The sequence below is a fragment of the Streptomyces sp. NPDC085866 genome (genome assembly GCF_044541035.1).
Classification (GTDB): domain Bacteria; phylum Actinomycetota; class Actinomycetes; order Streptomycetales; family Streptomycetaceae; genus Streptomyces.
In genome coordinates this window covers 18,338-32,230 of the sequence record NZ_JBITSQ010000017.1, presented here as the reverse complement: position 1 = coordinate 32,230, position 13,893 = coordinate 18,338, and the positions used below count along the sequence as shown (strand labels likewise).

The 13,893-nt window shown below is 70.8% G+C and carries 13 protein-coding genes and 1 tRNA gene; 10 read left to right on the top strand and 4 right to left on the bottom strand.

What is annotated here, in order from left to right; genetic code table 11:
* Positions 1-22: 22 nt before the first annotated feature.
* The 4 genes from ACIF83_RS35360 to ACIF83_RS35345 are packed head-to-tail and all read left to right on the top strand — an operon-like array spanning position 23 to position 2,831.
* A complete protein-coding gene (locus ACIF83_RS35360; protein ID WP_393484893.1) occupies positions 23-721 on the top strand; it encodes a response regulator transcription factor in 699 nt (232 codons plus the stop codon).
* Positions 718-2,181 (top strand): ATP-binding protein, encoded by a 1,464-nt coding sequence (locus ACIF83_RS35355; RefSeq protein ID WP_398141930.1) that lies wholly within the window; start codon positions 718-720, stop codon positions 2,179-2,181. Before ACIF83_RS35360 ends, ACIF83_RS35355 begins: the two co-directional genes overlap by 4 nt.
* A 51-nt stretch (positions 2,182-2,232) precedes the next feature.
* On the top strand, positions 2,233-2,634 hold the full coding sequence (locus ACIF83_RS35350) for a hypothetical protein (protein ID WP_399733135.1): 402 nt from the start codon (positions 2,233-2,235) through the stop codon (positions 2,632-2,634).
* Positions 2,634-2,831 (top strand): hypothetical protein, encoded by a 198-nt coding sequence (locus tag ACIF83_RS35345; RefSeq protein ID WP_398141931.1) that lies wholly within the window; start codon positions 2,634-2,636, stop codon positions 2,829-2,831. The genes ACIF83_RS35350 and ACIF83_RS35345 overlap by 1 nt, the downstream gene beginning before the upstream one ends.
* 582 nt (positions 2,832-3,413) lie before the next feature.
* On the opposite strand, the gene ACIF83_RS35340 is transcribed toward ACIF83_RS35345, so the two are convergent.
* The gene (locus ACIF83_RS35340) at positions 3,414-3,950 is read right to left on the bottom strand and encodes a hypothetical protein (protein ID WP_399733132.1); all 537 of its coding nucleotides are present in this window, start codon (positions 3,948-3,950) and stop codon (positions 3,414-3,416) included.
* A 368-nt stretch (positions 3,951-4,318) separates the two neighbouring features.
* On the opposite strand from ACIF83_RS35340, the gene ACIF83_RS35335 reads away from it, so the two are divergent.
* Entirely contained in the window at positions 4,319-5,041 is a 723-nt protein-coding gene (locus ACIF83_RS35335; protein WP_399733129.1) for a dienelactone hydrolase family protein, read from the top strand.
* Between the two features lie 10 nt (positions 5,042-5,051).
* Here the strand turns inward: ACIF83_RS35335 and ACIF83_RS35330 are convergent, their stop codons facing one another.
* Positions 5,052-5,177, bottom strand: coding sequence for a hypothetical protein (locus tag ACIF83_RS35330; protein ID WP_399733126.1), 126 nt, complete (start codon positions 5,175-5,177; stop codon positions 5,052-5,054).
* Positions 5,178-5,826: 649 nt separating this feature from the next.
* Positions 5,827-6,084, bottom strand: a complete 258-nt coding sequence (locus ACIF83_RS35325; protein ID WP_393484900.1) for a hypothetical protein — start codon at positions 6,082-6,084, stop codon at positions 5,827-5,829.
* 107 nt (positions 6,085-6,191) lie between these two features.
* Between ACIF83_RS35325 and ACIF83_RS35320 the strand changes: the two genes are divergently transcribed.
* Positions 6,192-6,566 (top strand): DUF2255 family protein, encoded by a 375-nt coding sequence (locus ACIF83_RS35320; RefSeq protein WP_393484901.1) that lies wholly within the window; start codon positions 6,192-6,194, stop codon positions 6,564-6,566.
* Here ACIF83_RS35320 and ACIF83_RS35315 read toward each other — a convergent pair.
* The gene (locus ACIF83_RS35315) at positions 6,528-9,191 is read right to left on the bottom strand and encodes an ATP-binding protein (protein ID WP_399733123.1); all 2,664 of its coding nucleotides are present in this window, start codon (positions 9,189-9,191) and stop codon (positions 6,528-6,530) included. The two genes, ACIF83_RS35320 and ACIF83_RS35315, sit on opposite strands and share 39 nt — an antisense overlap.
* A 136-nt stretch (positions 9,192-9,327) precedes the next feature.
* Here ACIF83_RS35315 and ACIF83_RS35310 point away from each other — a divergent pair, with 136 nt between their 5' ends.
* From ACIF83_RS35310 to ACIF83_RS35295, 4 genes are all read left to right on the top strand, one after another.
* Entirely contained in the window at positions 9,328-10,608 is a 1,281-nt protein-coding gene (locus tag ACIF83_RS35310) for an MFS transporter (protein ID WP_399733120.1), read from the top strand.
* Positions 10,609-10,610: 2 nt separating this feature from the next.
* Positions 10,611-11,948 carry a carotenoid oxygenase family protein gene (locus tag ACIF83_RS35305; protein ID WP_399733117.1) on the top strand — a complete coding sequence of 446 codons (1,338 nt, stop codon included), beginning with the start codon at positions 10,611-10,613 and terminating at the stop codon, positions 11,946-11,948.
* A 681-nt stretch (positions 11,949-12,629) separates the two neighbouring features.
* Positions 12,630-13,067 carry an ester cyclase gene (locus ACIF83_RS35300; RefSeq protein ID WP_399733114.1) on the top strand — a complete coding sequence of 146 codons (438 nt, stop codon included), beginning with the start codon at positions 12,630-12,632 and terminating at the stop codon, positions 13,065-13,067.
* Positions 13,068-13,798: 731 nt separating this feature from the next.
* Positions 13,799-13,875: transfer RNA gene (locus ACIF83_RS35295), tRNA-Met, on the top strand.
* Positions 13,876-13,893: the final 18 nt, after the last annotated feature.

Sequence of the window (13,893 nt, the reverse complement as noted above, 5' to 3'; positions counted from 1 at the left end):
ACGGCGAGCGAGGGAGGCGCGCATGGGCGGGACGGCACCCCCTGGGACGGTCTTGGTCGTGGACGACGACGCGGCCATCCGGCGGTCACTGGAGCGCGGGCTGCGGCTGAGCGGTTTCGCGGTCCGCACCGCGCCCGACGGGCTCGGCGCGCTCGCCGCCGTCGCGGACGGCCCACCCGACGTGCTCGTCCTGGACGTGTCGATGCCCGGGATGAGCGGCATCGAGGTGTGCGCGCGGTTGCGCGCCGACGGTCGGGATCTGCCGGTGCTCATGCTCTCCGCGCTCGACGAGACCGCCGACCGGATAGCCGGCCTGCAGGCCGGCGGCGACGACTACCTGGTCAAGCCGTTCGCCCTGCAGGAACTTGTGCTACGGCTGCGGGCGCTGCTGCGGCGCCGGCCGCCCGCCGCCCAGGAACAGGCGTTGCGGGTGGCGGACCTGCTGATCGAACCCGCCGCCCGCACCGTACGGCGTGGCGGATGCCCGCTGGACCTCACCCGGCGCGAGTTCGAGCTGCTGGAGGTGCTGGCCCGCAACGCCGGGCTGGTCCTCACCCGTGACCAGCTGTTGGAGCGCGTGTGGGGCTACGACTTCGACGTGCGCAGCGATGCCGTCGACACCTTCGTCAGCTATCTGCGGCGCAAGCTGGAGGCCGACGGCGCACCACGGCTGATCCACACCGTGCGTGGGGTCGGCTTCGTGCTGAGGGAGGAGCCGTGAGGCTGTCGGCCCGGATCGGACTGGCGGTCGGCTGCACGGTGCCGCTGCTGGTACTGGCCTCCGGATGGCTGCTGCTCCAGCTCGTCGCCCGCGATCTGCACCGCGCCGAGGACGACCACCTGCGGGAACGGGCGGCGGCCGTCCTCCCGGACGCCCGGGCGTTGCTGCGGGCCGGCGCGGCGGGTCGGCCCAAGGCGGCGGACACCCGTGAACGCGCCCTCTACAGCGCGGCGCTCGACGTAGGCGTACGGGTGGTGGGACCGGACGGTTCCTTCAGCGGCGGCCCGCAGCCCGGTTCCGGCGTGCCGCTGCCCGCGCGCACGGGGGCACCGGTCACCGTGCGCGCAGATGGCGCCAGCTGGCGGGCGCTGGCCCGTCCGGTGCGCACGCCGCTCGCCTCCGGCACCCTGTGGGTGTTCACGTCGGACACCGCCGATCGCGGTCAGCAGCGGCTGGTCCGGCGCCGGGTGCTGGTCAGCACTCTGCTCGCGGCCCCCCTGTCCGGCCTGCTGGCCTGGGGAATGGCCGCGGGTGCCGCCGCGCCGCTGCGCCGGCTGACCCGCCGTACCGCCGGGCTGGACCCGCGCTCCGATCGCGTGCGCCTGCCGCTGGAGCGGACCGGTGTCACCGAGGTCGACGAACTGGCCGCCACCGTACGCACCGTGCTGGCACGCTACGACGAGCAGGCCGCCCGCACCGCCGAGGCCCTGGACACCGCCCGCTCGTTCTCGGCGGCCGCCGCCCACGAACTGCGCACCCCGCTGATGAGCATAGGCACCAACCTGGACATCCTGGCCGGTCACCCCGGGCTCCCCGAACCGGACCGCACGGAGGTCGTCGCCGATCTGCGCCGCGAACACGGGCGGCTGCTGGGCCTGCTGGTGATGCTGCGCGACCTCGGGCGCGGGGACCTGGTGGAGGCGGACGCGTTCCGCACCGCCGACCTCACGGAGATCGCGGAGGCGGCCGTCGCCGAGGCCCGGCGCCATGCGCCCGGCGCGCTGATCGTGCTGGACGCCCCGGCGGGGATCACCGTGCGCGGCTGGGAACCGGGACTGCGGCTGCTGCTCGACAATCTGCTGGCCAACGGCGTGGCGCACGGAGCCGACGCGGGCGGGCTGGTGAGCGTGACGGTGGGGCTGCGGCGCGTGGGAGAGTGGATCGTGCTCACGGTGGACGACGGCGGAGCGGGTGTGCCGGTGCAGGACCGGGAGCGGATCTTCGAGCGGTTCCGGCGCGGCCCGCTCAGCGCCGGCTCCGGGCTCGGCCTCACGCTGGTGGCCCAGCAGGCCGCGCTGCACCGAGGCGCCGTGACGGTCGGCGGCGCACCCGGCAGCACGGGGGCACGCTTCGAGGTGCGCCTGCCTGCCGGGGAGGGAGAACTGCCCGACCGCCGCGACTGGTTGATCGGGACAGCCGGGACATACCGGTCACAAGGTTTCCCCAAAGAGGACTCCTAGCCTGCCGTGGGTCGGGCGGACGAGTGGTCCGCCCGGGAACGGAGGAATGTGATGGACATCCGGCGAAGGCGGCGCAACCTGCTGGTCGGGCTCGCCACGGCAGCGCTGTTGGCGGGCGGCACCGGCGCGGCCACGGCCGACAGTTCCCCCGCGCCGGGGCCAACCGGCGACGGGGCCAAGGCGCTGTGCAAGCGAGTGCCGAGGATCGACCGGCGGATCGACCGGGCGCTGAAGCGGCTGGACGCCGGGGCAGACACCCGGGGTTCGGTCGCCCGGCTGGAACGTCGCGTGGCCAACGCCGAGAAGGCCGGCCACACCGAGATCGCCACGTTTCTCCAGGACCGGCTGAAGACCCGCAAGGCGCTGGTGCCCACCCTCAAGCAGGGCCAGAAGGACCTCGACCAGGTCAGGACCTGGTGCCGGGACAACGACGGCGGCAAGGCGACAAGTTGATGCGCGCACGGGCCGCAACGGTGCCGGTGGTCCTGCTGGCGGCCCTCGCCGTCGGCTGCTCCGGTCATGACGGGGCGTCTCCGAAGGCCCCGGCGGCCACGCCGTCGGGCTACTCGCAGATGCAGCAGAAGGTGAACGCGGCCGAGTCGGCCGCCGCCGCGGCCGACCGGGACGCGGCCTCGAACGCGGACCGCTGACCCGAGGGGAGGCAGCGCATCGCGGCCGGGCAGGCCCCCGACGGGCACTGTCCGGCCGCTGTCGTGCCCGAAATCGCGGCTCGGCCGAACCGTGTCACTCGCATCGATGACATGAACGCCGCCCGGACGGGTCCTCGTGCTGGTTTCCTCAAACGGTGTACACATCCGCGTCGTAAGACGTGGGTTGAAGGTCCGGGTCTTCCCCCTACCCAGGACCCGGCTCGGACGTTGAGCTGGGCTGTTGCGAGACGAGTGGCTTGCTCGATCTGGGGTGTCCTGCCAAGAACTGCCCAGCGAGGTCGGCCTTGCGGAAGATGCGCCATCAGTCTTCCTGAAGGCTGAGTCTGCAGGCGCCGACAGGCATGACGAGATGGCGGATCCTCGGGTGATCCTCCAGCCAGGTTCGGGTGGACAGGCTGTTGTGCGCGGACAGGTTGCCGTGACGACGTAGAAGTCCCACCGGGATTCGCACCGTGCTGTGCCGGCCGGACATCTCGCTCGCGGTCCGGCCCGTTACGGGGAAAACGTTCCACGCCGTCATCCGCACCGGCAGCGGCTGGTGTCTGACCACTTTGGACCCGGTCACACGAACCGGAGCAGCACCACCAGGGCAATCGGCGCAGGGAGCACGGCTCGCACCACGCGCCACCGAACGTCCTCGCGCATGACGAGTGCCAGAAACGCGAGCGTGTACGGAGTCGCCAGCGGAATCGCCGAGATCAGGCCTACGGTCGGCGACACGTCATGACCGAAGACCAAGATCGCCCGCAGGGCGACCCATCCGGCCGTCCCGGCCGTGAGTACCTGAACTGTGAGCAAAGAGCGCCGAGCGTGGCCTGTGGTCGCGCGGCACTCGGCGATCGTCTCTCGGACGATCATGACACCCGTCCACGCGAAGAGCGTTACGACAGCCAGGATCATGAGCAGCCCGATGGCGCCGAGCCCGCCGTCACCGAGGATCGAGTCCGGGTGCCAGAAGATCTCGATGAAGATCCAGACGGGAACGCCCAAAACGACGCCCGCAGCCCATGTGGAGACGATCTCCTTGCCCAGACGATCCGACCACCACCCCTGCAGGGCCCGCCCCCACAGCAAGATCTTGCGCAGACTCCCGCCCATACCCCCGCCCTCCGCTGACCGCTCGGCATCCTAGGCCGACCTCCGAGAGCGTGGCATACGTACGGGTGTCACCGGCTCTGCGCCCCGGTCAGAAGAGGAGCCATGATCACTCGCCCTTAACCGCACGGTCCTGGCCTTTAGTCGAGTGGCTCCGTGGCTCCGTGGCTCCGTGGCTCCGGCCAGGGCACCTCCGCAAAACCCGTTGGCGGACCACGGCGACCACTGTTACCTTTCCGGAGGCCGTGCGACAGAACGAGGAGGTGGTACCCGTGAACGCAGTATCGACATGGGTGCTCCCCTCCGGGGTCACGGTCGGACGGTAGGTCGTCCGGGAGCGCCGTTCAAGCGCACTCCCGAAAGGCACGACCATGCGATTCACTTCTGAACAGCGCCTCGACGACGGCGTCCTGGAACGCGAATTCACCCTCGGCGAGATCCCCGGCACCCTGTGGACGCCTGAATCCGCCGCACCGGCCCCGCTGATCCTGATGGCCCACAACAACGGCCTGCCCAAGGGGCAATCCCGGCTGGTGGCCCGGGCCCGGCACTCCGCGGCGTGCGGCTACGCGGTGGCCTCCATCGACGCCCCCGGGTGCGGTGACCGGCCCCGTTCAACCGCCGATGAGCAGGCTCGCGCCGACCTCCGCCGGGCGATGCAGGCCGGCGAGCCGGTCGACGAGATCTTCGAGTCCTTCATCGGCCCGCTGGTCGAAAAGGCGGTCCCGGAATGGCGCACCACCCTGGACGCCCTCCTTGCGCTGCCCGAGATCGGCGGCCCGGTCGGGTACTCGGGATGGACCGCCGTCGGCATCCGGCTGGCGGTGGTCGAGCCACGCATCACGGCCGCCGGTTTCTTCGCCGGGGGTTACGTGCCCCGTGCCCAGCGCGAGGAGGCTCGGCAGGTCACCATTCCGCTGCTGTTCCTGCTGCAGTGGGACGACGAAGGGAACCCCCGGCAGCGGGCCCTGGACCTCTTCGACGCCTTCGGCACCCAGGAGAAGACGCTGCACGCCAACCTGGGCGGACACGTCGGCACCCCGTGGTTCGAGGTGGAGGACGGGGACCGGTTCTTCGGCCGGCACCTGCAGTGAGGCCGGAACGTCAGGCCGGCAGCAGACGGTAGGCGGCGCAGGCCAGGGTGCCGTTCAACGAGGACAGGTCCCGGCCCTCCTCGATGGCGGTGGCCGGCAGATACACGACCGCCCCGATCGCGTCGGTGCCGACCATCGGCGGTACCGGCCGGTCGGGGCGGCGCGAGGGCGTGGACGCCTGGGTTCGGTGTCAAACGCCTCGATCGGATGACAGGGTGACCGGCTTCATTGTCCAAGGACACCGCGTGCCGCGGCCGCACGGCCCGCTGTCCCCGTTCTGGTCATTCCGTCACCTCGGGAGCGGCGTTCCGTCGGTTGGCCTCCTCGGCGGAGAGCAACGTGTGCAGTCAGCGACCACACCGGACGCAGGATCCTCGTGACCGCCGGACCGGACACCAGCGAGGTCGCGGTCCTGGACTGGCCGTTTGGGGCCGCACTGGTGATTCAGTGTGCGGGCTGCGGCCGGTGCGCTGAGACGTGCAGCGGCTCATGGCGGTTCGGACGCATTGGCTGCCACACCGTCCGGTTGCTGTGGCGTTGTGTCGGCTCTAGCCGTGTGGGAGACCGTCGACGTACTCCTCGAGAGTCCGCCTATGCCTGGCATGCCCGCTGGCGGGACGGCGGTATGGGGGCACTGCCGGCCCGGGTGGCCACCGTGATCGCCCGGCGCTTACATGTGCGCTTCAGCCCAGCACAGACCTGGCGCATCTTGCGGCAGATGGGCTTTCGGTGCAGGTGCAGGTGCAGGTGCAGGTGCCAGCGCGGCGGGCCCGGCGGCGCCGAGTTCAGTCCCAGAGCGAGATCGCCAGGACCAGGGCGACGACCGGGATCAGCAGCCACGGCTCGGCCAGAACCAGGAGCCCGGAGAAGATCAGGGCGAAGTACGCCAGTGCCTTGGCGACGCGGCGCTTGGCCTTGTTCTTCGCGCCGTTGTTCTTCTTGGTGCCCTTGTGGTGAAGCGCCCCGACGTCAGTGGTCGCCTCAAGGGTGTGCGTGTCGGTGTCTATTGCGATTTCGGGCTTCGTCATGTCGATGTTCGTCATGACACTCAGCTTCTTCGCGAGAGCACCGCTCTCGCGTCGGTGAAGCCCGCCTATCTAGGTGAAGACCACCGACGCGTACGTAGTGCCGGCACGGTGAAAGTTCGTCCATGAACGCCTATATGGATCGCACGGAGATCGCTCTGTGGGTACGGCATGCGGACGGCCGGTGGTCGCCCAGGACGGTCTGGGTGGTGGTGCTCGACGAGGAGGCGTATGTCCGCTCGGCTTTCGGCCGGCGCAGTGCCTGGTACCGCCGGGTCCTGCGGCATGCGGACACGGAGGTGGAGGTGGCCGGGGTCCGGCTGTCCGTCACCCTCCGACCGGTGGATGATCCCGAGCTCGTCCAGCGCGTCTCCGGTGCCTACCGGGCCAAGTACGGGTCGAACTGGCCCGGCCCCGTGGAGTCGATGAACGGGCCCGAGGCCGCGGCCACCACCATGCGGCTAACGAATGTCGGGCAGGTCTCGCAGTTGCCTGCGTGAGGTGAGCCCGAGCTTGCGGAAGATGTTGCGCAGGTGCGCGTCGACCGTCCGCGGACTGAGGAACAGCTTCGCCGCCACCTCCTTGGAGGTGGCGCCGTCGGCAACCAGGCGTGCGATGTGCACCTCCTGCATCGTCAGCTGGTCCGATGCCTTCGAAGTGCGGCTGCGAGCCTGCTCGCCCGTGGCGCGCAACTCGCCGGCGGCACGCTCGGCGAACGCCTCCACACCGAGGTCGGACAGCGCCTCGTGCGCCGGCCGCAGCGCGGACCGGGCGTCACGCCGTCGGCCCTGGCGGCGCAGCCACTCCCCGTACAGCAGTTGCGCCCGCGCGCGGTAGACGACCAGTGCGCCGTCGTCGAGCAGAGCGATCGCCTCCTGGTAGGCGGACTCGTCCTCGGTCACCAGGGCCCGCGCATAGGCCTCGACGCCAAGGCCCCACGCCTGTCGGCCCGCCTGCGTGCGTTCTTGGAGGGAGGCGAGGGCCGCGGCGGCGATCTCGGTCTCGCCGCATCGCACGGCCGCCTCGACCAGCTCGGGCAGGGCAAGGCTCGACGTGCCGACGGCGCCGTACTCGACCGCTTGCCTTGCCGCCTTCAGCGCGGCCGGGTAGTCGGCGAGGCCATTGCTGAATACGGCCGTCGCCCACTGCACGCTGAGGCTCATCCGATGGTCCACCGACGCGAACAGTTCGACGGCTTCCTTGCGCCGTCCACGCAGCGCGGCCAGGTGGAGGCGCGGATAGACCAACGGTGCCGCGCCCGTGGCGTCGGCGATCGCCTCCTCCTCGGAGATCAGCTCCGTCGCGGTACCGAAGTCGCCGGTGTGCACGGTCGCGGTGGCCTGCATGGCCAGTCCGATGGGCAGTTCGTGGAAGGAGCCCGACTCTCGGCCGGCCGCCACGGCACGGGTGGCGATGCCGTACATGGCGTCGCGGTTCCACAGTTCGGCGGCCACCATGAAGCCCAGTGACGGCCGTCTGGCCCACACCTCGTGGCCGGCGTCACCGACGATCGGCCTCAGGATCTCCCCCGCTGCCCGATGTCCGTCGCCGACGAGGCTGGTGAGGCCGGTCAGGACCGCCGCCGCGCCGGACACCGGCTCACCCGACGGCGGGGCCTTCCTGACGGCGTCCACCACGTGATCGAGGCCGCCGAGCAGGACGCCCATCTCGACGGCGTCCAGATAGCACTCCCGTGACCAGGCGGGGTCGGTGGCCGCCAGCCGGGCGGCGGCGCGCAGGAGGTGTTTTGTGGGGCCTTCGTCTCCCCGGCGGCGGACGAACGACAGCCTGCCGCGGAGCAGGTCGGCCCTGGCGGCCTGGCTCGGATCGTCGGTCCCGACGGTGGTGAGCAGTTCGGCCGCTGTGTCGAAGTCGCCCACCGAGAGCTTGTTGTGGACCGCGGCGAGGACCCGCTCGGCGCGTTGGACCGGGCTGATCGTGAGCGCGGCCGAGCGCTCGAGGAACGCCGCCGCCGCCGCGACACCGCCACGTTCCCGGGCGCGAGCGGCGGAGGCTTCGAGTTCGGCGGCGACCTGCTCGTCCGGGCCGGCACTGGCCTGGGCGCGATGCCAGGCCCGTCGGTCGGGGTCGGCGACCGGGTCGGTCGCGGCGGCCAGGGCCTCGTGTGCCCTGCGCCGCTCCTCCGGCGTCGCGGCGCGGTAGGCGGCCGAGCGGGCGAGGGGGTGACTGAATCGGATCCGGGTGCCGAACTCGACCAGCGGGGCAGACTCCGCGGCGACAGCCGCGTCGATGCCCAGGAGCTCGGCCGCACGCCACAGCAGGCCGGGGTCGCCGATCGGGTCGGCGGCGGCGACGGTCACCAGCAGCCGGGCCGCCGCCGGCAGGAGCTCCAGCCGGGACCGGAAGCTCTGCTCGATCACGCCGGGCACCGACTCGGGTTGGGCGAATCCGCCCGCCATCCCGCCGAGTCCGGCGGTCCTGGGAAGCTCCACCAGCGCGAGGGGGTTGCCACGCGCCTCGGCCAGGATGCGGTCGCGCACCCGCTCGTCCAACGGGGCGCGAACCGCCGCGGCCAGCAACGCGCGGGCATCCGCTTCGCCAAGACCCTGAAGCCAATGGCCGGGCAGCTCGTCCAGCTCGGGCAGGCGACTCGGCTCGCGCGCCGCGAACACGAGGGCGATCGGCTCGGCCGCGACCCGGCGGGCCACGAAGGCCAGCGCCTTGGCCGATGCTTGGTCCAGCCACTGTGCGTCGTCGACGACGCACAGGAGCGGGCGTTCCCGCACTGCCTCCACCAGGAGGCCCAGCGACGCGACGCCGACCAGGAACGGATCGGGTCTGCCGGTGTCGAGGCCGAAAGCGATCTCCACCGCCTTGCGGTGCGGCGCAGGGAGTGCCGTCAACCGGTCGGCGACGGGCGCGAGCAACTGGTGCAGCGCGGCGAACGGCAGCTCCGTCTCGAACTCCGCACCGGACGCCTGTATGACGAGGAATCCGGTCGCGGCCTCGTCCAGGTGACGCAGCAGCGCGCTCTTGCCGATGCCCGGCTCACCGCGCAGGACCAGGGCGCCGCCCCGGCTCTCCCGTGCCGCTTGAAGTAGGGCGTCGAGCTGTCGTATGTCGTCTTGACGACCGATCAGCTCATCCGTGTGTGTCTCGGGCATGCTCGAAAACCTATGCGGTTGTGTGCCGCAGGGGAATCCAGAACAGACCCCAGTGGCCCAGAAGCCGTCCCGCAAGGAGTCGTATAGGCAATAACTACCGACGCGAGCGGCGACCGCACGCTGTGAGTGTCGAGCCATGACCCGCACCGCAGAGCAACCGACCGCCACCGACTGGACATCGCTGGCGGTTCTGGCCACGGCCCAGTTCCTGGTCGTGCTGAGCACTTCGATCGTGAACGTCGCCCTGCCCCAGATCCGGGCCGGGCTCGCACCGTCGGACACGGGCCAGGCCTGGACGGTCAACGCCTACGTACTGGTCTTCGGCGCGCTGTTGCTGCCGGGCGGACGCGCAGGCGACGTATACGGCCTTCGCCGTGTGTTCCTGCTCGGCATCGGCCTGTTCGCACTCTCCTCCCTGGGCGCTGCACTGGCGCCCACGGCGATCGTGCTGATCGCCTGCAGGGCGGTGCAGGGAATCGGCGCCGCGCTGCTGGCGCCCACGGCACTGGCCCTCGTGCTGACGATCTATCCCGACAGGGAGCGGCGTGGCACCGCGCTCGGAGTGTGGGGCGCTGTCTCCGGTGCCGGCGGGGCGGCGGGCGTGCTGCTGAGCGGGCTGCTCACCAGCCTGTACGGCTGGCGTGCGGTGTTCGTCGTGATGGTGCCCTTCGCCTTGGCCGTCCTGGTGGCCACCCGGCTGCTTGTCGGGGCCGACCGGCCGCGCGGCGGAAGCCTGGACGCGCCGGGCGCGGTGACGGTGACGGCGGGTCTGGTCGCGCTCACCTACGGCCTGTCAGGCCCTTGGCCGCTGGCCGTGGCCGGTGTGGCGCTGCTCGGCCTGTTCGTGGTGCTCCAGCGGCGTGCCACCGACCCTCTGCTACCGGCGCGGATGCGCGTGGTGGCGGTGCCCAACGTGCTGATGGCCCTGCTGGGCGCGGTCTGGCTCTGCCTTTTCTACTTCCTGCCCCTCTATCAGCAGCGCGCCCTCGGCTACTCGCCCCTGGTGGCCGGGTTGACCCAGCTTCCGCTCGCCCTCACGATCACTGTCTCGTCATGGGTCACCGGTAAGGTCGCCGGCCGCCTTGTGCTTCCCGCGGGCCTGCTGGTCCTCGCGGCCGGACTGGCCTGGCTGTCCCGGACTCCCGCCGAGGGCACCTTCTTTGCGGACCTGCTCGGCCCGACGCTCCTCATTGGCATGGGACTGGGGGTGGCCTTCGTCCGGCTCACCGCGATGTCCTCCACGGGCGTCCCGGCCGCTGACAACGGCCTGGCCGGCGGGCTGGTCAACGCCACCCGGCAGATCGGCGGAGCCATCGGCCTGTCCTTCCTGACCCTGCTCCCCTCCTCCGCCGCGGCGTTCCTGGCCTGCGCCGCCCTGACCCTCCTCATCTCGGCTCTCTCGACCCGAAAGGCATGATTATGACTCTCGACAAGCCCTATGTCAGCGGCCACTTCACCCCCGTCACCGACGAGATCACCGGCCACGAGTTGAAGGTACGCGGCACCCTCCCGCCTGAGCTGAACGGTCGCTACTTCCGCAACGGTCACAACCCCAAACCGGGCGTCACCCCCACGCACTGGTTCCGCGGCGAGGGCATGATCCACGGCGTCCGCCTCACGGGCGGCCGGGCCGAGTGGTACCGCAACCGCTGGGTGCGCACCCCCTACCTGGACGGCGTGCCCTTCACCGGAACCGAACTCGAAGTCAGCGCCGCCGCCACCAACATCATCTTCCACGGGGGCCGCTACCTGGCCCTGCAGGAGGCCAACCTGCCCTGGGAGGTCAGCGCCGACCTCGACACGATCGGCGTCCACGACTTCGGCGGCAAGCTCACCAGCGCGATGACCGCCCATCCCAAAGAGGACCCGGAGACCGGCGAGCTGCACTTCTTCAGCTACAGCCCCTTCCCGCCGTACCTGACCTACTACGTGGCCGACGCCTCCGGCGACATCGTCAGCTCGGAGGTCATCGACGGCTCCGGCCCCTCGCTCATGCACGACTTCGCCATCACCCGCGAGCACGTCGTCTTCATCAACTCGCCGGTGGTCTTCGACCACGCCGAGCAGTCCGGCATCCCCTACCGCTGGCACGACGACGTCCCACTGCGCATCGGCGTGATGCCGCGCGCCGGGGGCAGGACCACCTGGTTCGAAGTGGCCGACCAGGCAGCGCTGTTGCACGTGACCAACGCCTACACCGACGCGCAGGGCCGGATCGTCCTCGAAGCACCGTGCTTCGACCGTTCCGCCTGGGAGAGCTCGTGGAAGTGGTGGGTCGGCGCTCCCGGCTACGGCACCAGCCCGGACGCCGGCTCAACCTTCTACCGGTGGATCATGGACCCGGCCAGGGGCAAGGTCACCACCGAGTCCCTCAACGACCTGGCCACCGAGTTCCCGTCGATCAACGACGCCCACACCGGTTCGGCCTACCGCTACAGCTACGCGATCGCGTTCCCCGGCGCCGGCCTGTCGGGCTACCACACCGTCAAGTTCGACACACGGTCCGGCCAGGAGAAACTGCTCGCGCACGGCGAGGGCCGGATGCCCGGCGAGGCCGTCTTCGCGCCCGCCGAGGGCGGGACCGCCGAGGACGACGGCTACCTGCTCACCATCGTCAGCGACCTCAAGGCCGACGCCTCGGAGCTGCTCGTCCTGGACGCGAGCGACCTGAGCACCGTGGCCGCCGTCGAACTCCCCCGCAGGGTGCCCGCCGGCATCCACGGCCACTGGATCCCCGATTCCGAACTGCCTGCCTGACCCACCCAAGCCGCCCGGGCCGCCGCTGATCCCCCACAGCTTCGGCCCGGGCTCCGACCCCACCGCAGCAGCCGTGTCAGCAGCAACTCCGCCGGGCGACCCGAAGACGGCGCCGGTATCGACTTCGACGGCTTCGCCGGGCCCTCCATCAACAGCAAGCTCTGGAGCCTCCATGAAGTGCCAGTTCGAGAACGACGCGTTCTCCTTCGCGGCGGCCACTGCTCTGTTGGACCACCAGCCGAACCGGTCTCCGTCCCCTTCGAGGGGACCAGGCTGCCCGGCTACCTGTTCGGTCCGGACGCCTTCGGTGAGCCGCGGCCGACGCTGATCTACCACGGCCGGTACGACTCGGTGCTGGAAGAGGGCTATTTCGCGGCGGCGGCCACCGAAGAACGACGCGACCTTCCACGGCGAGTCGCACCGCCTCACTGAAGCCCGACCTGCCCCTACCGAAACATCCTGCTCACCGACGCCGAGGGCGCGGGCGAACACTGGCACGAGGGCGCGATGCTCGCCTTCCACCAGCTCGCCCTCGACTGGATCGACGCGGTCCTCACCCGCTGCGCCGATGGGCGCAACTGGAGCCGCAGCCAGTCGCGGCAGCCCACAGCCTGTGGCTCACGGCAAAGTCCGCGCACCGCATGTCCTGCAAGAAGCCCATCGCCACGAAGGAGAACTGCCATGTCCGCTTCCGCCAACGCCTCGCTCGCCGAGCCGTGGAAGGACCTGTGGAACAACGACCTGTCCCAGACCGACAAGATCATCGCGCCTGACTTCGTCGCGCACGCCGCCCCCATCACCGGGTCTGGCGACGACACCGTGCACGGCCGCGAGGGCCTCAACGGCTGGGTGAGCGGCATCCACACCATCCTGCGCGACCTCAGCTTCGAGATCACGGTCGGCCCGATCGCCACTGACGACTTCCTGGTGGTCCGCTGGGCAGCCGAAGGCACCTACGCCGGAGGCTTCCCGGGCGCGTCCGACGACGCCGTGGGCAACCGCGTCCACTTCACCGGCACCGACACCCTGCTGATCAAGGACGGCATGCTCGCCGAGTACTGGGCCAACGCCGACAGCCTGCTGTTCGTACAGCAACTCGGGGTCCGTGAACTGTCCTGAACAGCGGGCAGCCCGTCTGCCTCATCCGCCCGCGCCGCACTGTCACCGGTGCGGCGCGGGCAGGGGCCGGCCCCGGGCATCCGATGGTCCGGCGGTCCGTTCGTCGGACTTGGCGGCGACCACGCGGAGGTCCAGTCGGCCGCACGGAGGCGACGGCAGCCCCGATCGGGCTCAGCGGGCAGGACCTCGCGCTGGGCCGCACGGACGCGATCCGCTGGGTTCCCCGCAGAGCGGCACACGCGCTGCTCTGCGGCGCGGTCGTCGGCACGGTGCTGCTGACAGTGCAGGCGATGGGCGAGGACATGACCACCACCTCGTTCGTCGTCCGGGACAGCCCGGGCTTGATGGGACTGGTCGCTCTGAGCACGACGATCTCGGGCGGCGAGTACGCCTGAACACCGCCCTTCGCCTGGCTCTCGTTCTCGTTCTTTGCCCCGCCACAGACGAGTACGCCGATGCAGGCGGCGAGCTGGATACTGCTGCCGTCCGGCCCTCAGCGGACACCTGGACGGCCTTGGTCCTCACGGTTGCCGGCACCGCGGCGTACGCAGTCGCGGGACCGAGACGGTGACGACCGCAGCGCGGCCGCGTGCGGCATACGCACACAGGGGAAGCGTTCTACCGCGCGTTCCCCACGGTCAGTGCGGCTGTCGATGCGGCGCGGGGAGGCTGTCGAGCCCCGGCCCGTGTCCGGTAATGCCTGGCGCATGACGTAGGCTGGGGCGTACCGACGCGGGGTGGAGCAGCTCGGTAGCTCGCTGGGCTCATAACCCAGAGGTCGCAGGTTCAAATCCTGTCCCCGCTACCAACGCACCGGCCCTCCTCG